The following is a 23,449-nucleotide window of genomic DNA, read 5'->3' as shown; positions in this document are numbered from 1 at the left end:
TCGCGGGTATCGCGGTGTGAAACCCGTGTTACAGGTGAGTTCATCGGGCTGCCACCTGGCCGTTCATCTGCTCGATGGTGTGAAAGGATGTTGTGCGACTGCGACGTCGAACGCGCGCGGCTTCGGCCAACCGGTCGAGCACGCGCTCGGTGTCCTCCCAGCCGAGGCAGGCATCGGTGATGCTCTTGCCGTATTCAAGCGGGCGGCCCGGCGTCAGGTCTTGGCGGCCTTCGCGCAGGTTCGACTCCAGCATCACGCCGGCAATGGCATGCTCGCCCGCCTCGATTTGTCGGGCCACGTCCTCGGCAACCACAAGCTGCTGCTCATGCCTCTTGTTGCTGTTGCCATGCGAGCAATCAATCATGAGGCGCGGCGACAGGCCATCCCGCAGTAGCGCCTCCGCTGTCGCACGCACGCTGGCATGATCGTAATTAGGCATCTTACCGCCGCGCAGCACGATGTGACAGTCATCGTTGCCGTCGGTGTGCACGATGGCGCTGATGCCGCCTTTGGTGACCGATAGAAAATGGTGCGGCTGACGAGCGGCTTTGATCGCGTCAATGGCGATCTTGATGTTGCCGTCGGTGCCGTTCTTGAAGCCGACCGGACATGACAGGCCGCTGGCCAGCTCGCGATGCACCTGCGACTCGGTCGTGCGCGCGCCGATGGCGCCCCAGGCGATCAGGTCGGCGACATACTGAGGCGAGATGGTGTCGAGGTACTCGGTGGCCGCCGGCACTCCCAACTCGCTGATGTCCAACAACAGCTTGCGCGCCATCCGCAGCCCTTTGTTGATGCGGAATGAGCCATCGAGGTCGGGATCGTTGATGAGGCCTTTCCAGCCTATCGTCGTGCGTGGCTTTTCAAAATACACGCGCATGATGATCTCCAGCGCGTCTCGGCAGCGATCCCGGACGGGCTTCAACCGCGTCGCGTACTCAAACGCCGCCTGTACGTCGTGCACACTGCACGGCCCAACAACGACGAAGAGTCGATCGTCGTTGCCGTGCAGGATGTGGTGCACGGCGCGGCGCGTCTCGTAGACCAGCTTCGCCACCTCTGGCGTGATCGGGAACTCCCGCATCAGATGCGCCGGCGGCGCCAGCTCTTTGATCTCGCGGATACGGACATCATCGGTTTGATAGTTCATCGTGTCATCCCCAGTATAAAAATCAAAAGCGCGGAGCTTACCAGCTCCGCGCTTCTACCTGACCTGCACTTGCTGCTGTTGGGTTACCTGCCGGTCGTCTCGAACCCGCGCGCCAGTAAGCTGCCTTTGCCCACGGCAAAGTAGCTAAACCAAAAGTAGCCCCCAAAGCGCGCGAGTACCATGTTTAAGATGCCGAAATAGTAAGCCATGAGGTGCAACTTGTCAAATGCGCAACGGCGGGTGAGGGGATCACCTTCGCCCGCCCCGCCCAGGTGCGCCTGCGGCGATTTTCGATAGAATTTAGGGCAAGGCGAATGAGGGCGCTGCTTGGCTCTCCGCGCGCCATGCATCACGTATGCTCCGCGACGAGGACGAATCACCCGTAATACCGATTCCCAGGAGGTTTTGACATGATCAAAAAGTTTGCCTTGTCTGTCGCCGCTGCTGTGGCCGTTTCCGCATGCACGACGATGCCGGCGCCGCCGCCTTCAGCCGGCCAGCAACCTGCCGCAGCGCCGCCCGCCAAGCCCAAAGTCACGCACATTCGCTTTGCGTTGGACTGGGCCATCGAAGGGCCGTCGGCGCCGTTTCTCATTGCGCTCGACAAGGGCTACTTCGCCGAGGAAGGGCTATCGGTCGTCATTGACCGGGGCACCGGCTCGGCGGGCACGGTGACCAAGATCGCCAGCGGCGCGTACGAGATGGGCTACGCCGACATCAACTCGATGATCGAGTTCAACGTGAAGAACCCGGACAAGTCGCTGCAGGCAATCGCTATCCTCTACAACAACGCGCCGATGACGGTCTTCACGCTCAAGGACAAGGGCATCGCTTCGCCGGCCGATCTCGCCGGCAAGAAGCTCGGCGCGCCGGCAGGCGACGCAGGCCGACGGCTCTTCCCGCTGTTCGCCAAGCAGGTAGGCTTGGATCCGGCCAGCGTGGAATGGGTGACGATGGAGCCGGCCCTGCGCGAGGCCGCCCTGGCCAAGGGCGAAGTGGACGCCATCACAGCTTTCTACGGCAGTGGCTGGTTTGGCTTGCTGCGCAACAAGGTGGAGCCGGATCAGATCGTCGCCTTCATGTATGCCGAACAGGGCCTGCCGCTGTACGGCAACGCCGTGATGGCCTCGCCCAAGTTCTTGGCCGAGAACGAAGAAGCGGTGAAGGGCTTCCTGCGCGCGCTGGCCCGCGGCTGGCAGGAGGCGCTGGCCGATCCGGCCGCTGCCGTAGAGATTATCAAGCGCCGTGAACCGTTGATTGACGCCGAGGTCGAGACGGCGCGCCTCAAGATGGCCATCGAGAAGCACTTCCTGACCGAAGAAGTGAAGAAGAACGGCTTTGGCGCGGCCGACCCCGAGCGGCTGGCGAAGAGCATCGCGCTGGTGGCTGAGGGCTTTGAGTTGCCCAGCGTCCCCAAGCCGGAGGAAGTGTTCACCGATAAGTATTTGCCGGCCAAGGAGTCGCGCATGCCGCCGGCGATGTGATCGCCTTGCATCGGCCCGCGCAGGCGTCCGCAATCCTGCGCGGGCCGCCTTTTGCTCGTCATTCACGTGGCAGCATCAGTCCCCTGCGTCGCCCTGCGCGATGTGTCGCTGATCTACTACGGCGACGATGGGCGTGAGGTGCACGCCCTCGAAGGCGTGTCGCTGTCCATTGCGCAAGGTGAATTCGTGGCCATCGCCGGCCCCAGCGGCTGTGGCAAAACCACCATTCTCAAGCTGGTTTCTGGCCTGATGCCGGCCACGCGCGGCCAGGTGTTGATTGACGGCGCGCCGGTCTGCGGGCCGCAGAAGAACGTCGGCATGGCCTTCCAGAACCCCACGCTGCTGCCGTGGCGCAGTGCGCTGGAGAACGTGTTGTTGCCGCTTGAGGTTGTGGAGCCGCACCGTCGGCAGTTTCGCCATAAGCGACGAGAATATGAGGCGCGCGCCCATGAGCTGCTGCGGCTGGTGGGACTGGATGGTTTTGCTCACAAGCCGCCCTACCAACTCTCCGGCGGGATGCAACAGCGCGTCTCGCTCTGCCGCGCACTCATTCACGAGCCGGAGATCCTACTGCTCGACGAGCCGTTCGCCGCGCTGGACGCCTTCACCCGCGAGGAGCTTTGGGGCGTGTTACAGTCGCTGTGGCAAGCGCGGCGCTGCACGGTGATCTTGGTGACGCATGATTTGCGCGAGGCCGTCTTCTTGGCCACCACGGTGTATGTGATGAGCAAGCGACCGGGACGCCTGGTGCATGCCACACACGTTGATCTGCCGCGTCCGCGCACAGCGGAGCACATGTTCGAGCCGCGTTTCAACGACTACGTGCACGACATCTACACCCGAATCGGGGAGGTGCGCGCATGAGGCCGGCTTCCCCACTGCGGCGCATCCTGCCGCCGATCGTCGCCGTGGCGCTCTTCTTCCTCGCATGGGAGGTGGGCTGCCTGGTGTTGGGCGTGGACGAGTTCATCCTGCCGCGCCCCAGCGTCGCCGTGGCCGCCTATTTCCAGTGGCAAGCGGCCATTTGGCCCAATGCGCTGCAGACGCTGTTCACGACGCTGGTCGGCCTGGCGCTGGCCATCGTGACCGGCACGTTGATCGGCGCGCTGATCGGCTACTCGGCGTTGCTCTACGATGCGTTGTACCCGCTGCTGATCGCGTTCAACTCAATCCCCAAAGCGGCGCTGGTGCCGGTGTTCGTGATCTGGTTCGGCATCGGCACGCTGCCGGCGATCCTCATCGCCTTCCTCATCTCGTTCTTCCCCATCGCCGTCAATGTGGCTACCGGCATCGCCACCGTGGAGCCCGAGCTGCGCGACGTGTTGCGCTCGTTGGGCGCCAGCAAGTTCGACCTGTTCATCAAGGTGGGCTTCCCGCGCGCAATGCCATACTTCTTCGCCTCGCTCAAAGTCGCGGTGACGCTGGCCTTCGTCGGTTCAGTCGTAGCCGAGTTGGGCGCGTCGAATCGCGGCATCGGCAACATGATGGTGATCGCCAGCTCGCGCTTCGATGTGCCGCTGGTGTTCGCCGGCTTGATCGTCGTCGCGCTGATGGGCATCGCCCTATATGCCGCCTTTGCCCTGCTTGAGCGGCGCATCGTGAACTGGGCCTATCGCTAAGCCATGAGTTGGAATGATTACTTCATGCCTAAGACGTTAGAGGAGGCCGCGCGCCTCTTGGCCGCGCACGGCGGGCGCGCCCGTGTGATCGGCGGCGGCACGGACTACTTTGTGGATGAGGCGCATCAGCCGGCGCCGGAGGCGCTGGTGGACGTGACGCGCATTGCCGACCTGCGCGGCATCTGGGAGGAAGAAGGCTACGTCGTCATCGGTTGTGGCGTGTCGCACGCGCAGATCGTCGCCTCGCCGCTTGTGCAGGCGCACGGCGCGGCCTTGGTTGAGGCCTGCGGGCAGATCGGTGGGCCGCAGGTGCGCAACGTCGCGACGCTGGCCGGCAACATCGCCCATGCGCTGCCGGCCGCCGACGGCGCCATCGCGTTGCTGGCGTTGGACGGCGAGGCGCTGATCGCCTGGGCCGATGGGGACGCCGTCGTTCGGGAATGGCGGCCGCTGCCCCAGCTCTTTCGCGGGCCAGGGCAATCGGCCATAGATAGCACGCGGCAAGTCTTGGCAGCACTGCGCTTTCCGGTTCGCGCACCGTCGGAAGGCTCGGCCTTCGCCCGCGTGATGCGCCCACAAGGCGTGGCGCTGCCGATTATGGGATTGGCTGCGCGCGTGCGCTTGCGCGCCGACGGCGCCATCGCCGACATCCGCGTGACGCTTGGGCCGGCCGCGCCGACGCCGTTTCGCGCGCAGGCGACCGAAGCCTATCTGCGCGGCCGGATGCTGGACGCGCTGACCTTGCGCGAGGCCGGCGAAATGCTCCTCGGCGAAGCGCATCCGCGCACCAGCCCGCACCGCGCCACGGCGGAATATCGGCGCGAAGTAATTCCGGTGTTGTTCCAGGAGGCGATGGGCCGCGCGCTGCAACGCGCGGCGGCGCTTGAGGTCAGTGCGTAGTTTTGCGCCGATAATTTTGGCGCACATCTCAAACAGGAAGCTCGCGGGATAGGCAAGGGTGACGCCTGCGCCTAACTCAGCGCACTCTAAGGAGGATCACGCTTATGACGCAAACGACGACGAATGGGAAGATGACGCACACCGCGTCGTTGACGTTCACCGTCAACGGTCGTCCGGTGACGGTGGACGTGCGGCCATCGGCGTTCCTCGCCGAGGTCTTGCGCGAGCAGCTTGGCCTGACCGGCGTGAAGATCGGCTGCAACGAGGCCGAATGCGGCATTTGCACCGTGTTGGTGGACGGCGCGCCGGTGAACTCGTGCATCTACCCTGCGCTGAAGGCGAACGGCGCGCGCGTGGAGACGATCGAGGGGTTGGCGCGCGGCGGCCAGCTCCATCCGCTGCAGCAAGCCTTCATCGAGCAGGGCGCGGTGCAGTGCGGCTTCTGCACGCCCGGCCTGATCATGACCGCCAAGGCGCTGCTCGACGCCAACCCGAATCCCAGCGAGGATGACATCAAGCACGCGCTGAAAGACACTTACTGCCGTTGCACTGGATACGTGAGCGTGATCGCCGCGATCAAACAAGCGGCTGGCCAAAACGGACATTTGGCGCTGCCGGAGACGCGCCCCCCGTTGAATGTGGTCGGCAAGCCGCTGCCGCGCCCCGATGCGGTGGCCAAGGTCACCGGCGCCGCCAAGTACACCGATGACTACGTCTTCCCGGGCATGTTGCATGCTTGCACGCTGCGCGCCGGCATCCCACACGCGCGCATCGCGCGAATTGACACGTCCAAGGCCAAAGCGCTGCCCGGCGTCGTCGCCGTGCTCACCCACGAGGACGTGCCCGGCGCCAAGAATCACGGCCTGGTGTACGCCGATTGGCCGGTGCTGTGCTACGACAAAGTGCGCTATGTCGGCGATGCGGTGGCCATCGTCGCTGCCGAGACGCGCGAGATCGCGGAGCAGGCGCTGCGCTTGATCGAGGTCGAGTATGAACCGCTGCCGGTGGTGGATGATCCGGTGAAGGCGCTCGCCCCCGACGCTCCCAAGGTACACGAGTCGGGCAACCTGCTCAAGCACATCCACGTCGAGAAGGGCGATGTGGAGCGCGGCCTGGCCGAGGCCGATGTGATCATCGAGGGCGAGTATGAGACAGCGACCACCGAGCACGCCTTCTTGGAGCCGGAGTGCGCCATCGGCCGCGTCACGGATGATGGGCGCGTCGAGGTGTACGTCGGCTCACAGATTCCCTATGCCGACCGCAAGCAAATCGCCGCGGCGCTCGGCGTGCCCGAATCGCAGGTGCGCGTGATCGGCACGCTCATCGGCGGCGGATTCGGTGGCAAGGAGGACATCGCCGGCCAAATCCACGTGGCGCTGTTGGCGCGCGCGACCGGCCGGCCGGTCAAGATGCTCTATCGGCGCAGCGAGTCGTTGATCTTCCACCCCAAGCGCCACGCAGTGAAGTTCAAGGTGAAGGTGGGCGCCAAGCGCGACGGCACATTCACGGCCATGCGCATCGAGCTGTGGGGCGACACCGGCGCATACGCCAGCCTGGGCGACAAGGTGATGACCCGCGCGGCGACCCACGCCAGCGGCCCCTACGAAGTGCCGCATGTCAAGATTGATTGCTACGCAGCTTACACCAATAACGTGCCGGCCGGCGCGTTTCGCGGCTTCGGCGTCACCCAGTCGTGCTTTGCCATCGAGTCGGCGATTGACGAGCTGGCGCATCGGCTGAATCTGGATCCGATTGAAGTGCGGCGCAAGAATGCGCTGCGCGTCGGTTCGGTCACCAACACCGGCGCGCTCATCCGCGAGAGCTGTGGCCTGTTGACATGCATCGAGAAGGTGGCCGACGCGCTGAACGATGATCTCGCTCAGGCGCAGGGATCGTGGGTCTTTCGCCGGCCTGATAAACCCAACCGCGTATACGCCTGGGGCTTCGCCGCGGCATACAAGAACACCGGCCTGGGCGGCGGCGCCAACGATTGCTCCACGGTGGAGGTCGAGGCGTTCAGCAACGGCAGCGTCGAAGTGCGCACCAGCGCCGCCGAGATCGGCCAAGGATTGGTGGGGGTGCTGGCCAGCATCGCCGCCGAGGAGCTGGGCCTGCCTTATGAGCGCGTGCATGTGCTGCTCTCCGACACCGACCTGACGCCGGACGGCGGCCCGACCACGGCCTCGCGCCAGACCTACGTGACCGGCAACGCGGCGCGCCTGGCCAGCATCAAGCTGCGCCAGCAGTTGGCGGCGGTGGCTGCGGAGATGCTCGACGCGCCGGCCGATGCGCTCACCTTCTGCGATGGCCAGGTGCGCGCCGGCGACCGCGCGGTCAGCTTTGCCGAGGTAGTGCAGCAGGCCCACGCCGAGGGGCAATCCACGCGCCTGAGCCATCTTTACGAGGCGCCCAAGACGCAGCCGCTGGGCGCCGGCGGCGATATGCATGTCGCCTTCAGCTACGCGGCGCAGGCCGCGCTGGTGGAAGTGAACGAGCTCACCGGCGAAGTCGCCTGCTTGAAGGTAATCAGCGCCACCGACGTCGGCCGGGCGATCAACCCACTGGCCTTGCAAGGGCAAATTGACGGCGGCATCGTGATGTGCATCGGTAACGCGCTGACTGAGGAGTTTATCCAGGAGAAAGGCATCCCCTATACCGACCGCTTGGCGCGCTACAAGATGCCCAGCATCCGCCACACGCCGGAGATCGTCTCGTTCATCGTGGAGGATGCGGCGGCCGACGGGCCCTATGGCGCTAAGGGCGTGGGTGAAATCTCCAGCATCCCCACCACGCCGGCCATCACCAATGCCATCTACGCCGCTACCGGCGTGCGCGTGCGGCGCTTGCCGGTGGACCAGGACTGGTTGCTGCGAACGATGAAGGCGCGGCGCCAGAGGGTGAATGCCAAGTAGCAGGGTGGGCGAAGACAATGTCTTGTCAGGCTGTCTCAGCGGGTGATGACGAGTTCCTGGCCCGGCCGGATCAGGCAGTCGGCGGCAAGGTTGTTCCGGCGGATCAGGTCGTCCACCGAGATGTTGAACCGCGTGGCGATGCCCCAGCATGAGTCGCCCTGCTTCACGGTATAGGTCACTGCGTTGTTTTGAGCCGCCGGCGTGTCGGTGGGTTGCGGCGCGGGCGTTTCCGTCGGGAGTGGCAACGGCGTACCGGTTGGCGGCGCAGGCATCTCGGTTGGAGAGGGCAGCGGCGAGGGCGGCGGTGCCGCTTCGGTCGCCGCAGCCGCGGGCGATGCGTCGGTCCTCGGCTGGGTGGCGATGATTGGCGGCGCCATCTGCCGCGCCGATGCATCGCGCCCCGCGTCAGAGCCGGCAATGGCCACGGCCAGCAGAGCGGCCACGCCCAGCACCGCCCCCAGAATGATGACCAGGCCCAGTGGGCTTCGGGATCGCCGCCCCGAGATGGGAGTCGGGCGACTCAGCGCCGTCGCCTTCGGCCTGTAAGGCGCAGCAGGTTTGAGCGCAGGGGCTGGCCTTGGCCGCGCCGGGTAGGCTGCGGCCTGTGGTTTGGCCTTGAACTCAACGCGGCTGGCCGTGTCTGCGTCAACAGCGTTTGGCGCGCCGGAAAGATGGGCTGGGGCGAAAGCCAGTGCTTCGTCCCTTTGCGGCGCGCGTGCGAGCGGCTCGTCGGACATCTCATCCGCAACCGACAGCGGAGAGGCAGGCTCGACCCGGGGGACGTGCGCCATGTCCATCGGCTTGCCGGGTGCGATCGGTGGAGCAGGGGGCTGTGAGCACGTCTCGGCGGATGCGTCTGCTGACAACGGCGCAGGAGGCGTCGGTGGTGGCGCCGGCTGCGCAGACGATGCAGGCCGGAAGGCAATCGCCGGCTTGGATGATCCCGCATCGGATGGGCCAAACACATAGCCGCACATGTCGCAGCTCTTCGCGTTCGCCGGATTGCTCGAACCGCAGGACGGACAGCGCCGTTTTTGTCTGGATGGTGGACTCACGTCGCTCGTCTCCTTAGCGTAATCGGTCTGAGTTAGGATGTCGCATATCGCTCACGGGCTGGGCGTCGGTGTGCCAACCGGCCGTTTGCGCCAGACAAAAGTGCGCGCTGCGCTGGGCGGGCTGATCTCCGCATATGTGCGCTGACCGGTGGTTGGTTCGACGCTTAGGAGGCGCTTGACCTGCACCCACCAGGCGATCTCGCGCTCCTCTTGATCGCCGAGGATGTCTTGCGTCAACTTGAGCGAAGTCGCTTTGGTTTCGAAAATGGGCACGGTCAGCGCGCCCGACGGCTGCACTTGCACGACGTACCATTCGTCCTCCTGCAACAGGCCGACCGTCAGCCATTGTAACGTCACGATGCCCTGTGTGCTACTGATCTGCGCGCCATTGGGCGGCAGCATGACGATAGGGGCGCTGTAACCCGCGCGCGGGGTCGGCGTCTGTAGCACAATCGGCGTTGAGGTCACGAGCGGCGTCGGTGTGGCAAACGTGATCGTCAGCACCTGGTTCATGCGAATCAGACAATTTGCGTCCAGGTTATTTTGCTGGATCAGCAGCTCGACCGTCACTTTGAACTTTTGGGCGATTTCGCTACAGGTATCGCCACTTTTCACCACATACACGATTTGCGCCGGCAACGTCGCCGTCGGCTCCCCCGGAACGGGCGCAGTGTTAGAGGAGGGCGTGACGTTCGGCGGCAAAGTCGCAGTAGGGAGCGGTGTGGGCGAGGGCACAGGGATCAGCAGTTTGTCGCCGACGCGAATCAAGCACTGGGCGGCGTCGAGGTTGTTTAAGGTGATGAGTTCATCCAGCTGCACAGCGAAGCGCTGCGCGATGACGCTGCACGTGTCGCCGGACTGCACGGTGTATTCGAGCGGCGGGATGGGCGTGGGCGTCGGCGCCGGTGTAGCGGTCGGCGGCCTTGTCGCGGGTGTTAGCGTCTCAGCGAACGGCAAGTTGCCGGCGATCAGCCCGTCCTCTGCGGTTGGCGAGCCGTGAATGATGGACGCTGCGGTCGGTTCGGCAGAAGGTAGGGACAGGCCGATGGTTTGCGCAAACCACGTCGCGCTGAGGATGATGGCGGCGATCACGGCCAAGACGCCGAAGACCCCCCAAGGGATCTGCGCCCGGGACGATCGCCGGCGTGTGTCAACCGACGGGGACGTTTTGACCGGGCCTGAGCGAGGTAGGGTAGGGCGACGCTCGGCGGTTGCCTGGGCTGCGGGTCGCGCGCGCGGGATGGCTTGCGTGGTGCCGAATTCGTGTCCACAGACTTGGCACACTTGCGCATCTTCCGCGGCGCGTGAGCCACAGGAAGGGCAGCGCTTGTAACGTGATTTGGGCGGGCTGCTCATACAGAGTGATCGGCGATCGGCTGCGGCCGGCAGTCGGTCACTTCACCCCATCCAAACCCAGGGCAGCCGCGTTGCCTTGCATGGCGGCCAGGACGATGCCAATGTGCTCATCGAGCGGGACGCCGAGCGCTGCTGCCGCGCGCTCGATCGCGTCGCGGTGCACACCAGCGGCAAAGGCCCTTTCCTTCCACTTCTTCTTTACCGATGACACCTGCACATCGGCGATGTGCTTCGTCGGACGAACCAACGTTACAGCAGCGATGAAGCCGGTCAGCTCGTCCACTGCGACCAGGGCGCGCTCCATGTCGTTCTTGGGCTGCACGCCGGTCAGTTCGGGCGCATGAGCAGCGATGCCGTGCAGGATCTCCTCCGGCCACCCTTGCGCACGCAGGTAAGCAATGCCGACATTCGGATGACCCTGGCCGTCCAAGTTAGGATGCCGCTGGTAGTCGAAGTCGTGAATCAGACCGAGCAATCCCCATTGCTCCGGATCGCCGCCGAAACGCGGCGCATAGGCGCGCATGGCGGTCTCGACGGACAACATGTGCCGAATTAAGGCAGGGTCGGTCGTCCACGCTGTGACGATAGCCCAAGCGGCATCGCGGTTGTATCGGGAGTCGCTCATCATGAGAGTGGGAAGTGTAGCAGGCCGCCCCGGCTTAGGCGATTTGGGAGCGGCTCGCCCAGCGCCGGCAGCGGACGGCTGATGAACAGATCCCAGAACGCTTTTAACGTCGCGCCGAATTCCCTGAGCTGGAACCAAGACATAGCGGCATACGGCCTTCGATCGGCTGGGTAGCCGACCGCAGCCACGCCGAGCGCGCTGCATGTGAATATGGCGCGGTCAAGATGATATGCCTGGGTCACCAACACGGCGTCGCGCAGGCCGAAGATTGTGCGGGCGCGAAAGCAAGTGTCGTAGGTGCTGTGGCCGGCGTAATCGAGCGCGATGTCGTCGTCTAGGACGCCGAGCCGAAGCGCCGTCTGACGCATCACAGCCGGCTCGTTGTAGTTCGCGAAGCGCTTATCGCCGCTCATCAGCAGCTTATCCACCACGCCGGCCCGATAGAGCGCCACCGCCGAGACAACCCGGTCATAGAGCACGGCGCTGGGCTGGTTGCCGCGCACGCCCGCGCCGAACACAATGGCCACGCGGTGGTGCGGCGTCGCCTCCGGCGCGGTGTAGATGCGGCTTCGCGCAAACGCCATCGTAAACCCACGCGCCAACAACGGGACGATAACCACCAAAATCGCCGTCAGCAAGATCACGCGCTTGATCACAGATCGCATTGTATGCCAAGCCCCTACTCCCCCGATCTCCCACTTCCCCGCACGGCTCACGCCTCTTCGTGCGCAACCTGCCGCCCACAACTCGCCGCTCACCGTCGCTTGGCCAACTTGTCAGGCGTGAACGCATCGGGCAGCAACGCGCCGACTGTGGTTAGCGTATAGTGGCCGCGGGCGTCGGCCTGGATGACGATGGTGTCCAGGCCGAACTCGCTCATGAACTGCCGACATGCCCCACACGGCGAGCCGCCGTTGTCGGTGACGACGGCGATGGCGATGAAGTCGCGCTCTCCTTCGCTAATTGCCTTGACATAGGCCGTGCGTTCGCTGCAGATCGCCAACCCATAGGATGCGTTCTCCACATTCACGCCGCTGTAGACGTTGCCGGACTCGGCCAGCAGGGCCGAGCCGACGCGGTAGCGCGAATAGGGGGCGTGGGCGTGCTGCCGCGCGCGGTTGGCCACCTCGATCAGCACACGGATGACTTCCTCAGGTAGCTCGCCCGGGGGCGGGGTTGTTGATGGGGTTGAGGCGTTTGCCGCGCTCTTCCGGCGCGGCGTCGCCTGTCGCGTGGGGGCGTTCTTGCGCTGCTTGCTGCTGCGCGTCTGGTTGGTGTGGCGCATGCGTCACCTTCACTTTTAGGATGCGTCGGTCGTTGACGGCGAGCACCTCGAAGATAAAACCATCGTGCTCCACCTGCTCGCCGACAACCGGCACCTTGCCCAACTGGTCGTAGATAAAGCCGCCCAGCGTGTCGCTTTCGCCTTTGGGCAGCTCGACTTGGAGCAATTCGCCGGCGTCCTCGATGTTCATCCCTGCGTCGAGGATGTAGCCGTTGCCTTCCGGCAGCGGCACGATGTCCGGCTCCTCGGCGTCGTATTCGTCCTGAATCTCGCCGACGATCTCCTCCAGGATATCCTCGATAGTCACGAGGCCGGCGGTGCCGCCGTATTCATCCACGACGATAGAGACGTGCACCCGGCGCTTCTGTAGTTCGTGGAGCAACTCAATGACGCGCTTGGATTCGGGCGTGAAATAGGCCGGGCGCAGCATCTGTTCCAGCGGCGGTTTTGTGCCGTCGCGCAGCGCGGTCAGCAAGTCTTTGGCGTAGAGAATGCCGATGATCTCGTCAATCGTGCCGCGATAGACGGGGATGCGCGAGTGGCCGGCGGAGATGACCACGTCCAACACCTCGTCGAACGGGGTGTTGACGTCCAGGGCCACCATTGCAATGCGCGGCACCATCACCTCGCGCGCGACGGTATCGCCGAAATCGAGCACCGAGAGGATCATCTCCTTCTCGCCTTCTTCGATCAAGCCTTCCTCTTCGCCGACGTCCACCATCGTCTTCAGCTCTTCCTCAGTGACGAGCGTAGCGCCTTCGCGCTTCTGGCCGCCCATCGGGATCGAGAGCAGATTGCTCAGCACCACGGCGAAGCGCACGAACGGCGCCAGCAGGATGCTCATCACTTGTATTGGGCGAACCAACACCAGTGCGAGCGGCTCGGTGTAGCGCAACGCCAGCGCCTCTGGCACCAGCCGACCGAAGACGAACAAGAAGAGCGCCGTCGCAAAAGTGACGATGAGGAAGGCGATGACTTGGGCTATCTCCGGCGGTAGCGCATCGAACATCGCGCGCAGCCAGTTTAGCGCCGGCGGTGTGAAGCCCAACGCAGCGATGCCGGCTGCAAGCACCAGCCCCAACAGCGCCCCCACTTCCGCCGTCGCCAACAGACGGCTGGAATTCTCGGTGAGCTGCTGAATCGCCCGCGCAGAGGTTACCCCCTTCTTCTCCAGCTCGACCAGGCGTGGGCGGCGCATGTTGATCAGCGCGCTGCGGGCAAGGGCGAAGAACGCGCGGATCGCAACGGCTAGCACGAACAGCAAAACGACCATCGCCACGACTTTCTACATGACCGTCCGAGCGCAAATGCCGCAAACTGCGCCCTGGGCGCTAGGCCGGCGGATCCCCCAACTTGCGGATCGCGCGCGCCGGTATGCCAACGGCCAGCGTTGCGTCGGGCACGTCCTTGGTGACGACTGCACCGGCGCCGGTGCGCGCGCGCTTGCCTACGGTAACCGGCGCTACCAGCATGGTATCGCTGCCGATGAAGGCGTGATCGCCGATGACGGTCCGGTGCTTCTTCACGCCGTCGAAGTTGCAGGTGATCGTGCCGGCGCCGATATTGACGTGTTCTCCCACACTGGCGTCGCCCAGGTAGCTGAAGTGGCCCATGTGGCTGCCCGCGCCGAGCGTGCTGTTCTTGATCTCCGCGAAGTTGCCGATGTGCGCGCCGGCGCCGATATGCGCACCGGGGCGCAGGTGCGCGAACGGCCCAACGTGCACGTCGTCCTCCACGCGCGAATGCTCGATCATGGACTGTACGATTTGCACGCGGTCGCCGACGTATGACTCGACGATGTAGGAATTCGGCCCGATCCGGCAGTCGCTCCCAATGCGCGTACGACCGATCAGATGCGTGTTGGGCAGGATGACGGTGTCTGCGCCGATTTCTACGCTGACCTCGACGTAGGTCGTTTCGGGATCAACGATTGTCACGCCGTTGAGCATGTGTTGGCGATTGATGCGGCGACGCAGCGCGCGCTCGGCGTCAGCCAGGTCTATGCGGGTGTTAATGCCGATGCACTCGTCGCGGTCTTCCGCCGTCAGGGCGCGCACCTCCCGGCCGTCGGCAACGGCGATCTCGATCAGATCGGTGAGGAAGTATTCGCCCTTCTGGGGGTTGGGGCGGATGCGCTTCAGCGCGTCCCACACCCATGCGCCGTCGAAGCAGTAGGCGCCCACGTTCAGCTCGCGGATGGCAAGCTGCGCCGGCGCGCAGGCCACCTCTTCGACAATGGCCCGCACCCGCTCGCCCTGCGCGTCGCGGATCACGCGGCCAAACCCACGCGGATCGTCCGCAATTACCGTCAGCATGGTGATCGCCGCGCCGTGGCGCTCGCGCAGCGCGACGAGTTGGCGCAGCGTCTCGGGGCGCAGGAGCGGCACGTCGCCGTGAGTGACGAGAACCTGCGCAGCGCTGGCAGCGTGGGCTTCGGCCTGCATCAGGGCGTGGCCTGTGCCCAGTGGTTGGTCTTGGTGCGCAAAGATAACCCGTTCGCCGATCTCGGCGCGCACGTCATCGGCCTGATGACCGATGATGACGATGGGCGCACGGCCTGTGGCGCGCTCGGCGGCAGTGATGCAGTAATCTATCAGGGGGCGGCCGGCCAGGTGGTGCAGGACTTTGGGGCGCTTCGATTTCATGCGCTTCCCCATGCCGGCCGCGAGCACAATCGCGCGGGTATTTGCGCACGGATGGTCGGGTTCGTCAGGCATCATCTGAATTGAAAATAAGAATCGAGAACTGAGCGCCGGGTGACGCTCAGCCCTCGATCCTCCCTCTTACTGGGGCGGCTGGATTCGAACCAACGAATGTCGGATCCAGAGTCCGATGCCTTACCACTTGGCGACGCCCCATCATGATGCGACTCTGCGCTCGCCTATTTTACCATCAGTGACAGCGCGGGGTCTCGCCGGAGGCGCGTTTCTCCATGGGCAGTCACACAGGCAATGGCGGCGTGTTACTCGGCTGGCCGTTTGGCTGCGCAAAGTGCAAGCTCAAATATCGCGCGGGTCGTCGGTCATCATCACCAGGCGCGGCTTGAAGCGCGCGATGATGTCCACCAGGTCGCTCTGGGCGGCCATCACCTCGTTGATGTTCTTGTAGGCTTGTGGCGCTTCGTCCAGACCGCCCCCCAGCAACTTGACGCCGCGCTCGCGCAGATAGGCGTCGCGCATCTTCTTGGTGATGTTCTTGAACGCCTCGTTGCGGCTCATCTGCCGACCGGCGCCGTGCGAGGCGCTGTTCAGCGAGGCCGGGTTGCCCTTGCCGCGCACCACGTAACCCACGTCGCCCATCGTGCCGGGGATCACGCCCAATACACCTTTGCCGGCCGGCGTCGCGCCCTTGCGATGCACATAGACGCGCCGGCCATCGGGCAATGTCTCCTCCCAGGCGAAGTTGTGATGGTTCTCCACCGTGGCCAGCACTTCCAGGCCGGCAGCTTTGGCGATCTGCTTGTGGATGATGCGATGATTCGCAGAGGCGAAGCGACCCGCCAGGTTCATCGCCACCCAGTATTCCTGTCCGGCTTCGCTGTCCATATCCAGCCAGGCAAGGTGGGCGAGGTCCTTGCCCAGCTCTGGATGCAACTGACGCGCCAGCTTGCTGTAGTGATCGGCGATCTGAAAGCCGACGCCGCGGCTGCCGCTGTGCGAGAGCAGGGCCAAGTATGTGCCAGGCTGCAAGCCCAGTTGTGGATCGAATTCCACTACCTCGAGCTGGCCGAACTCGACGAAGTGGTTGCCGCTGCCGGACGTGCCGAGTTGCGGGATGCCCTTGGTTTCTTTCAAATGCCGCAGCAGCGGCGTGGCCCGCCAGTCGGGGTCATCCAGGATTGGGTCTTCGCGCGGCGGCTTCCACTCCGCGCCGGCGCCGAAGCGCGTGTTCTCGCGCAGCGCTTTCTCGAAGCGCCCCTCTTGCTGGTCGAGCAGATTCGGCGGCGCGTCGAAGACGCTCAGGCGCATGCGGCAGGCGATGTCCACGCCCACAGCGTAGGGGATCACGGCGCCTACCGTCGCCAGCACGCCGCCGATGGGCAAGCCGTAGCCGACATGCGCATCGGGCATCAGCGCGCCGGCCACGCTCACCGGCAGGCGCATGGCGTTGTCCATCTGCGCCCGCGATGCGGCGTCAATGTGCTCCTCGCCCCACACGGCATAGGCCAGCGGCGTTGGCCGCACTGCCCCGTGTCCTGTCGTCATGTGGCTTATCGTACCATGTTCAACTCATCGGGGCCGACAGGCGCTGAACCAAACGGCCTCACGCGCGATTCGGTAACTAGCTCAATCCCGACTCCATCAGCAACGGCTTCACCTCAAATGGATCCATCGAAATGGTGTTGTGGGCGTAGAGGTCAATCGCGCCGATGTCCGACGAGCGCATCTCCGGCGCGCCGCGGTCGCCGATGCGCACGATGACCGGAAAGCCCGACCAGTCCTCCACTCCCTCCCCCTGGAGGGAGTGGGCCGCGGTGAGGGGGAACAACGGCGGCATGAGCACGGCCACATCAAAGGCGCGCATGTCCGCGCGTTCGATCAGCGCGCGCAGCGCGTCGTGCAGCGCGTCGGCTAGATCGTCGTCGAGTGCGCGGCCGTAGATCCAGGTGTCCTTTGGCCGGTTGGCGGCCAGATACACAAAGCCGCGCAGCCGGCCGGCGCGCAAGCCCAGCCCCACATCGTCGTGCGCCGCCAGCAAGTCGTCGAAGTAGTTTGCATCGTACTGCGCGCGGTAGGCCAGCGCCGCGCGGCGCAGCAGCTCCACCTTGGCGTAGTGCATGCCGCGGCCCAGCCCCATCTGCGCGTGGGCGTGCGGCACCGAGGCGCCGCCTTTTAGTCCGCCGTTCCATATCCACACGAAATAGCGCGCTTGCGGGTCATGCTGGTGCGCCCGCCGCGCCCACGCCAGCGACGTGCGGAAGTAATCGCGCAGGTGCGCGCGGGTAAAGGCCAGCGGATCCGGCTCGTCGAAGATCAGCACGGCGCACTGGCCCTCCCAGCGCGCCACGTTGCTGGCGGTGATGCAGTGCTCGCCGCGCACCCGGCCGAAGACATCTTCGGTGGTCAAATGCACTGGATCGGCGAAGGGGGCTTCGATGGGCGGTTGACGGTTTACGTTTTGCGTTTTACGTATTGCGTCTTGCGTCTCGCGTCCATCCTCGTAGAGCGTCACCGGCCGCCAGCGGCGCAGGGGGTTGAACAGCGCGCCGTCGAAGGTGACCCGGTTGGTCACGCGCACCACGGTCTGACGCTCCACAGCGGCCACCGAGCCGAACTGCGCCTCGACCCACGGGCGCATTGCGTCGGGGACGCGGCATTCGCCGGCGACGCGATCCACGCGGAAGATGCGCTCGAAGCGCGCCCGGCGCTCGGCGGGCAGCGCAGCGATCAACTCCGGCAGGTCAACGATGGTGGGCATGGACTTCAATGTTACTCGTCCGTGAGACGACGATTGACTCAAATGACATTGCGCAGATCAACGAGCCAAGCGTGATTCAGCGCCCAACGCGCTCCGAGTGCGTTGGGCGCTGTGCGTGACATCTCGCAAGACGCTAAAATGGGTTGCAATCGAACATTTCGCAGGCCGCGCATCCGCCGGCCTGCGTCATTCAGGAGAACCCCATCATGAGTTTCATCGAGTCCGTTTTTGCGCGCGAGATCCTCGATTCGCGCGGCAACCCCACCGTCGAAGTGGATGTGATCCTCGAAGACGGCGCCTTTGGACGCGCCAGCGTGCCTAGCGGCGCCAGCACCGGCGACAACGAAGCCGTGGAGCTGCGCGACGGCGACAAGCAACGCTACGGCGGCAAGGGCGTGCGCAAGGCCGTCAACCACATCAACACCGAGATCGCCGCTGCGCTGGAAGGCTGGCCGGCCACCGACCAGACCGGCATTGACAAGCTGCTCAACCAACTCGACGGCACCGAGAACAAGTCAAATCTGGGTGCGAACGCCATCCTCGGCGTCAGCCTGGCCGTGGCGCGCGCGGCGGCCAACAGCCTGGGCATGCCGCTGTATCGCTACATCGGCGGCGTGAACGCGCACGTGCTGCCCACGCCGATGATGAACATCCTCAACGGCGGCAAACATGCCGACAACAGCACCGACTTTCAGGAGTTCATGATCCTGCCGGTCGGCGCGTCGTCGTTTGCCGAGGCGCTGCAGTGGGGCGCGGAGTGCTATCACGCCCTGCACAAGGTGCTGAAGGGCAAGGGCTACGGCACCAACGTCGGCGACGAAGGCGGCTTCGCGCCCTCGTTGAAGAGCAACGCCGAGGCCGTCGAGGTCATCCTCGAAGCGATCACCAAAGCGGGCTATGCGCCCGGCGATCAGGTCGCCCTCGGCCTCGATCCAGCGGCCAGCGAGATCTATGACAAAGGCCGATATCGTCTGGCCAAAGAGGGCAAAGTGCTCAGCACCGACGAGATGATCGCCTATTGGCAGGACTGGGTTCGCCAGTACCCCATCGTCTCGATCGAGGACGGCCTGGCCGAGCACGACTGGGATGGTTGGGTCAAATTCACCGCTGCTGTCGGCGACAGAATCCGGCTGGTCGGCGATGATCTGCTGGTGACCAACGTCAAGTTCGTCGAGCGCGCCATCCGCGAGAAGGCGTGCAACGCGCTGCTGTGCAAGGTGAACCAGATCGGCACGCTGAGCGAGACCATCGCTGCGGTGACCATGAGCCTGCGCGCCGGCTGGGCGGTGGCCGTGTCGCACCGCAGCGGCGAGACCGAGGACACGATGATCAGCGACCTGGTGGTGGCGCTGAACACCGGCCTGATCAAAACGGGCGCGCCGGCGCGCGGCGAGCGCACCGCTAAGTACAATCAGCTCTTGCGAATCGAGGAAGAGCTGGGCGAGGGCGGGCGCTATGCCGGTCGCATGGCGCTCAAGTCGTGATTTATGAAGCAGCAACTGGCGCGCGACGCGGACAAGGACTGACCGAGGTTCATCCCCGCCCAGGCCGAGTTTGCGCCGTTTTCATCGGACTTGCACCGGCGTGAAAAGAAGGTCGTTGTGAAGCTGTGCGAGCCGCGCCTGGGTGCCTGCGGAGGCAAGCGCGCAGCGTTCACCGGCGCGCCGCGCAGCCATGGTGACGTCAATGCACGTGCTCGGAGGGCCCGCGATGGGTTTGGCGTTGGACGCTGCCGCCGGACGACTACAAGGGGCGCGCTATGTCGCGCCGCCGGTCAAGGGACGCCAGCACCCGGCGTGGGTGCGCGATATTGATCGTCGAATGAGCTGTGATTGATATTGCCCAACTCCCTATGCGGGTCGCCATCGGCCAGGTGAACGAGCTGAGCGACGAGTTCCTCGACTTCGCCCGGCAGATGGGGCTGCAAGACGTGCAGATGAACCTTTACAGCTTGCCGCCGGGCATGAAGGACACCGGCCGGCTGGAGTTCCACGATCTGTTGCGGCTGCGCAGCCGGGCCGAGGATCGCGGCCTGCGCTTGATCGCCATCGAGAACGTGCCGATTCACTTCTACGACAAGATCATGCTGGGCCAAGAAGGCCGTGAGCGCCAGCTCGAGAACATGCAGGAAACGATCCGCAACCTGGGCCGAGCCGGCATCCCGATCTTCGGCTACCACTTCATCGCCAACGGCGTGTGGCGCACGGCGTGGGATACGCCCATCCGCGGTGGGGCGATCAGCAACGGCTTCAAACTGGCGCTGGCCCAGCGCGCGCCGCTCTCCTTCGACCGTGAATATCACGAGGAGGAGATGTGGGCCAACTACCACTGGTACATGGAGCGCATCCTGCCGGTGGCCGAGGAGTACAACGTGCGCATGGCGCTGCACCCCGACGACCCGCCGGTGCCCAAGCTGGGCGGCGTGCCGCGCCTGTTCCGCAACTTCGAGAACTTCAAGCGAGCGATGGAGGCGCACCCCAGCCCGATGCACGGCCTGGACTACTGCCACGGCTGCTGGAGCGAGATGCGCGGCGGCGCCGGCGTGTTGGAGAGCATCGAGTACTTTGGCCGGCGGGGGCGCATCTTCTACGTGCATTTCCGCGACGTGAAAGGCGGGTGCGACGATTTCACGGAGTGCTTCCTCGGCGAGGGTAACAGCGACATGTTCCGGGTGATGCTGACGCTTAAGCGGGTCGGCTTCAACGGCTTCATGATTGACGACCACGTGCCGGCGCTGGTGAACGACTCGCCGTGGCGTCACCGGGGGCACGCCTTCGCGACCGGCTACATGCTCGGCCTGTTACAGGCGATCAATGCGATTGCCGATGCGCATCGGGATGACTGCGGCTGATTTGCCATCACGGGCCTGCACTGGCGGGAATGAGTGCTGAAAGAAGCAAAAATCCCCCGGCGGCATCCTCGCCGGGGGATCGGTGCTCGCGTTGATAAGCGCTTAGGCGCTCAACTGCTGACGCAAGGTGTTGACTTTGCTCAACACGCTGTCGTCTATCACCTTGTCGCCCACGCGGACCACCAAGCCGCCCAGGATGGACGGGTCCACATCGAACGTGATGTTTTCGATTGCGCCGATTTGCTTCGACAGATCAGCCTTCACGCGCGATTGTTCTTCGGCCGTGAGCGGCAGCGCGCTGGTGACGACGACGGGCGCACCATTGACCGAGACGCCGGCAATCTTGGCCGCCGGCACTTTGCTGAAGAAGTCGTTGATCAGGGCTTTCTGACGATTTGCATCGAGCGATTCGCCCACGAGCTTGTTCGTCGCCGCGATGACGAGGGCGACGATCTGGTTGCGCGCGTCGGCGAGGAGCTGGTTGCGCTCGGCCTGCGCGTCAATGCGGGCTTGCTGGCGCATGCGCTCAATTTCGGCTTGGGCCTCCTGCCGGATGCGCTGCGCCTCTTGCTGGGCGGCATTCACCGCTTCGGCGCGTATCTTCTGCGCTTCGGCTGCGGCCTCGTTCAACTTGGCCTGATAATCCTTTTCGACGTTGGCCAGGCGCTCATCGGCCAGGCGCGCGTTCTCCAGGCTCTCCTCAATGCGCTTGCGTCGCGCCTCCAGGTTGCGCAGCACCGGCCGGATCACCATGCCGTTCAGGAAGTACATGATCAGGAGGAAGTTGATGAGCTGCGCCAGGAACTGCACCAGGTTGATGCCCAGTCCTTCAAACGGATTGGGGGCGCCGCCGCCCTCCGCCGCCACCCGTGCGATTGCAAGAAACGACAACACGGTTACCTCCGATTCGCTGCGCCTAACCGGTGAAGGCGAACAACAGCAGGAACGAAATCACGAGCGCGAAGATGGCCAGCGACTCTGCGAACGCGATCACGAGGATCATGTAGGTCTGGAGCGTCGAGGTCACCTCGGGATTGCGGCCGATCGAGATCAGCGCGCCGAGGCCGGCTAGTCCGATGCCGATGCCGGGGCCGATCATGCCGGCGCCGCCGGCGATGCCCGCGCCGATCGCTTTGCCCAAAACGAGTGCTGCTTCTGGATCCATGGTGCTTACTCCTCAGTATGTCTGTAGTTTGTAAATCGGTATTGGTGGACTTCAGTTGGGTGATGCGTTGTCACCTGCATCAATGCTCGCCGTGCGCCACGGCCAGCGAAGTGAACACGGTGATCAACATCATGAACACGAAGGCTTGGATCACGGCGATCGCGAACTCCAAGCCGTAGAAGACGGTGGGCAACAAGGTCGGGAGGATAGACGTCATCACAAAGACGAGCACCGTCCCGGCGAACATGTTGCCGAAAAGTCGGAACGAGAACGATACGATGCGGATGAACTCGGAGATCAACTCGAGCGGGCCAACCAGGCCGGCCTGGATGTTGCCCACCAAGCCTTGCATCATGCCCTGATGCGCGCGCCGCCAGGCATCCACCTGGATGAAGCGGCTGAAGTAATGGATGCCATTGGCGCGGATGCCCTGATATTCGATGAATAAGAAGGCGAGCACCGCCAAAGCCAGCGTCGTGCTCAGCGAAGAGGTCGGACGGCGCAGGAAGGGGATGAGCGCAGCCCCGGCGTTCGGATCGGTGCCGCCGGCCATGGCCGAAGCAGCCCGCACGTCGCTGGTTAGCGCAGCCGTTTTGGCGCCGTCGGCGACCGCCACGCCCTCGGCCTGCTCGAGCGTATAGCCGCACGACTCAGCAAAGCCCTTCGCTTTGTCCACTTCGTGGCCGGTGATCAACCACATGCCCCCTGTTTTGACGGCGCAAAAACCGCGCAGGTTGGCCGGCGCAGCTTCCATCTTGCCGACGGACTCGTGGCCGGGCAACAACTCGAAGAAGCCGGCGATCATGATGAAGGTGAAGATCGAGATCGCAATCGGCGCCACCGCCTTCGCGCGCGAGCCGAGCGTGGGCACGAGGTAGTTGTTGTAGAGGAACTCGACGAACGTCTCCCATGCGCGCGCAAACCAGTTGGTTCCGGTGAGCGTGTTGCGCAGGCCGCGCGCGCCCAGCAATGCCAGCACAATGATCACAGCGTCCACGATCAGCGTCGTGAGCAACGTGTTGTGCAACCAATCCGGGCCGAGCGGCTCCGAAGGCACGACGATGTTGGGGATGAACGTCTTGAACGGTACAGCCACGCCGTTGATGTTCAGCGTGAAGCTGCTGAGCAGGAGGCCGGCCACGATGGCCAGAACCAGGATGACGAGAAACTTCAACCCTTTCATATCATGACTGTTTCAAAACTCATCGAATCTCGCGTTGTGGCTAGTGTGCGTCGTTGAATGTGACGGCTGGCGCGGCCTGCGCATCGGCCGCGCTCTTGGCGTTGGCGCGCTGCGATTCCACCCAGTCCAGGTAAGCCTGTCGGGAGCGTTTGACCGTCCGCATGGCCATCCGGTAAGTCACGAACACCGAGAGGATCGCGCCGAGGATGGGCAGGCTGAGGGTCAACAGTGGGCGTGTGTTGAGCTGGCGGTCGAGCATGACGCCGAGGAACACGCCCCCGATCATGAGCGCGCCGTTGATCAATGCAATTTGGGCGGCCATCGCAGCGATGATTGGGGGTGGAAAGGCCTTGAGGAAGATGACGAGCGACGACTCGCGTTTGGCGCTATGCATGGTGCGGCCCCGATTTTAGCATGTGTGACGCTACGACTTCACCCCTCACTTC

The 23,449-nt window shown here is 64.4% G+C and carries 22 protein-coding genes and 1 tRNA gene; 7 read left to right on the top strand and 16 right to left on the bottom strand.

The window, feature by feature from the left end; all coding sequences use genetic code 11:
* Window positions 1-40 precede the first annotated feature (40 nt).
* Window positions 41-1,150 carry a 3-deoxy-7-phosphoheptulonate synthase AroG gene (aroG, locus tag GXH28_RS03855; RefSeq protein ID WP_169237696.1) on the bottom strand — a complete coding sequence of 370 codons (1,110 nt, stop codon included), beginning with the start codon at window positions 1,148-1,150 and terminating at the stop codon, window positions 41-43.
* Window positions 1,151-1,233: 83 nt separating this feature from the next.
* A complete protein-coding gene (locus GXH28_RS16615; protein WP_255464515.1) occupies window positions 1,234-1,359 on the bottom strand; it encodes a hypothetical protein in 126 nt (41 codons plus the stop codon).
* Between the two features lie 201 nt (window positions 1,360-1,560).
* Between GXH28_RS16615 and GXH28_RS03850 the strand changes: the two genes are divergently transcribed.
* From GXH28_RS03850 to GXH28_RS03830, 5 genes are all read left to right on the top strand, one after another.
* Entirely contained in the window at window positions 1,561-2,634 is a 1,074-nt protein-coding gene (locus tag GXH28_RS03850; protein WP_240550163.1) for an ABC transporter substrate-binding protein, read from the top strand.
* Window positions 2,635-2,700: 66 nt separating this feature from the next.
* Complete coding sequence (locus GXH28_RS03845; protein ID WP_169237695.1) at window positions 2,701-3,498, top strand: ABC transporter ATP-binding protein; 798 nt, start codon at window positions 2,701-2,703, stop codon at window positions 3,496-3,498.
* Window positions 3,495-4,253 carry an ABC transporter permease gene (locus tag GXH28_RS03840; RefSeq protein WP_169237694.1) on the top strand — a complete coding sequence of 253 codons (759 nt, stop codon included), beginning with the start codon at window positions 3,495-3,497 and terminating at the stop codon, window positions 4,251-4,253. Before GXH28_RS03845 ends, GXH28_RS03840 begins: the two co-directional genes overlap by 4 nt.
* A 24-nt stretch (window positions 4,254-4,277) precedes the next feature.
* Entirely contained in the window at window positions 4,278-5,153 is an 876-nt protein-coding gene (locus GXH28_RS03835) for an FAD binding domain-containing protein (RefSeq protein ID WP_169237693.1), read from the top strand.
* 104 nt (window positions 5,154-5,257) lie between these two features.
* Window positions 5,258-8,065, top strand: coding sequence for a molybdopterin-dependent oxidoreductase (locus GXH28_RS03830; protein WP_240550162.1), 2,808 nt, complete (start codon window positions 5,258-5,260; stop codon window positions 8,063-8,065).
* Window positions 8,066-8,100: 35 nt separating this feature from the next.
* Here GXH28_RS03830 and GXH28_RS03825 read toward each other — a convergent pair whose 3' ends face one another.
* The 10 genes from GXH28_RS03825 to GXH28_RS03780 all read right to left on the bottom strand — a co-directional run bounded on the left by GXH28_RS03825 (window position 8,101) and on the right by GXH28_RS03780 (window position 17,804).
* Complete coding sequence (locus GXH28_RS03825; RefSeq protein WP_169237692.1) at window positions 8,101-9,042, bottom strand: LysM peptidoglycan-binding domain-containing protein; 942 nt, start codon at window positions 9,040-9,042, stop codon at window positions 8,101-8,103.
* 129 nt (window positions 9,043-9,171) lie between these two features.
* Window positions 9,172-10,404 carry a LysM peptidoglycan-binding domain-containing protein gene (locus tag GXH28_RS03820; RefSeq protein WP_206156700.1) on the bottom strand — a complete coding sequence of 411 codons (1,233 nt, stop codon included), beginning with the start codon at window positions 10,402-10,404 and terminating at the stop codon, window positions 9,172-9,174.
* 109 nt (window positions 10,405-10,513) lie between these two features.
* Window positions 10,514-11,104 carry an HD domain-containing protein gene (locus GXH28_RS03815; protein WP_320447908.1) on the bottom strand — a complete coding sequence of 197 codons (591 nt, stop codon included), beginning with the start codon at window positions 11,102-11,104 and terminating at the stop codon, window positions 10,514-10,516.
* Window positions 11,101-11,766: a SanA/YdcF family protein gene (locus tag GXH28_RS03810; protein WP_169237690.1), complete on the bottom strand. Its 666-nt coding sequence runs from the start codon at window positions 11,764-11,766 to the stop codon at window positions 11,101-11,103. The genes GXH28_RS03815 and GXH28_RS03810 overlap by 4 nt, the downstream gene beginning before the upstream one ends.
* An 89-nt stretch (window positions 11,767-11,855) precedes the next feature.
* The gene (locus tag GXH28_RS03805) at window positions 11,856-12,245 is read right to left on the bottom strand and encodes a cytidine deaminase (protein WP_445082640.1); all 390 of its coding nucleotides are present in this window, start codon (window positions 12,243-12,245) and stop codon (window positions 11,856-11,858) included.
* Between the two features lie 7 nt (window positions 12,246-12,252).
* Window positions 12,253-13,659 carry a hemolysin family protein gene (locus GXH28_RS03800; protein WP_169237689.1) on the bottom strand — a complete coding sequence of 469 codons (1,407 nt, stop codon included), beginning with the start codon at window positions 13,657-13,659 and terminating at the stop codon, window positions 12,253-12,255.
* A gap of 58 nt (window positions 13,660-13,717) precedes the next feature.
* The gene (gene glmU, locus GXH28_RS03795) at window positions 13,718-15,103 is read right to left on the bottom strand and encodes a bifunctional UDP-N-acetylglucosamine diphosphorylase/glucosamine-1-phosphate N-acetyltransferase GlmU (RefSeq protein WP_169237787.1); all 1,386 of its coding nucleotides are present in this window, start codon (window positions 15,101-15,103) and stop codon (window positions 13,718-13,720) included.
* Window positions 15,104-15,172: 69 nt separating this feature from the next.
* Window positions 15,173-15,244 (bottom strand) — tRNA-Gln (locus GXH28_RS03790).
* A 141-nt stretch (window positions 15,245-15,385) separates the two neighbouring features.
* Window positions 15,386-16,591 carry an RtcB family protein gene (locus GXH28_RS03785; RefSeq protein ID WP_169237688.1) on the bottom strand — a complete coding sequence of 402 codons (1,206 nt, stop codon included), beginning with the start codon at window positions 16,589-16,591 and terminating at the stop codon, window positions 15,386-15,388.
* Between the two features lie 76 nt (window positions 16,592-16,667).
* A complete protein-coding gene (locus GXH28_RS03780; protein WP_169237687.1) occupies window positions 16,668-17,804 on the bottom strand; it encodes a hypothetical protein in 1,137 nt (378 codons plus the stop codon).
* Between the two features lie 203 nt (window positions 17,805-18,007).
* Here GXH28_RS03780 and eno point away from each other — a divergent pair, with 203 nt between their 5' ends.
* The gene (eno, locus tag GXH28_RS03775) at window positions 18,008-19,288 is read left to right on the top strand and encodes a phosphopyruvate hydratase (protein ID WP_169237786.1); all 1,281 of its coding nucleotides are present in this window, start codon (window positions 18,008-18,010) and stop codon (window positions 19,286-19,288) included.
* Window positions 19,289-19,632: 344 nt separating this feature from the next.
* Entirely contained in the window at window positions 19,633-20,655 is a 1,023-nt protein-coding gene (locus GXH28_RS03770; protein ID WP_320447906.1) for a mannonate dehydratase, read from the top strand.
* A 102-nt stretch (window positions 20,656-20,757) separates the two neighbouring features.
* Here GXH28_RS03770 and atpF read toward each other — a convergent pair whose 3' ends face one another.
* From atpF to GXH28_RS03750, 4 genes are all read right to left on the bottom strand, one after another.
* Window positions 20,758-21,549: a F0F1 ATP synthase subunit B gene (gene atpF, locus GXH28_RS03765; protein WP_169237686.1), complete on the bottom strand. Its 792-nt coding sequence runs from the start codon at window positions 21,547-21,549 to the stop codon at window positions 20,758-20,760.
* A 22-nt stretch (window positions 21,550-21,571) separates the two neighbouring features.
* Window positions 21,572-21,820, bottom strand: a complete 249-nt coding sequence (atpE, locus tag GXH28_RS03760) for an ATP synthase F0 subunit C (protein ID WP_169237685.1) — start codon at window positions 21,818-21,820, stop codon at window positions 21,572-21,574.
* Between the two features lie 79 nt (window positions 21,821-21,899).
* Window positions 21,900-23,003 carry a F0F1 ATP synthase subunit A gene (locus tag GXH28_RS03755; protein WP_169237684.1) on the bottom strand — a complete coding sequence of 368 codons (1,104 nt, stop codon included), beginning with the start codon at window positions 23,001-23,003 and terminating at the stop codon, window positions 21,900-21,902.
* A 40-nt stretch (window positions 23,004-23,043) separates the two neighbouring features.
* Entirely contained in the window at window positions 23,044-23,397 is a 354-nt protein-coding gene (locus GXH28_RS03750; RefSeq protein ID WP_169237683.1) for an AtpZ/AtpI family protein, read from the bottom strand.
* Between the last annotated feature and the right edge of the window lie 52 nt (window positions 23,398-23,449).

The sequence above is a fragment of the Candidatus Roseilinea sp. NK_OTU-006 genome, from assembly GCF_012931985.1.
GTDB lineage: Bacteria > Chloroflexota > Anaerolineae > J036 > Brachytrichaceae > JAAFGM01.
Note: the sequence above shows the minus strand (reverse complement) of the source record. Positions and strands in the feature narration are given on the sequence as shown.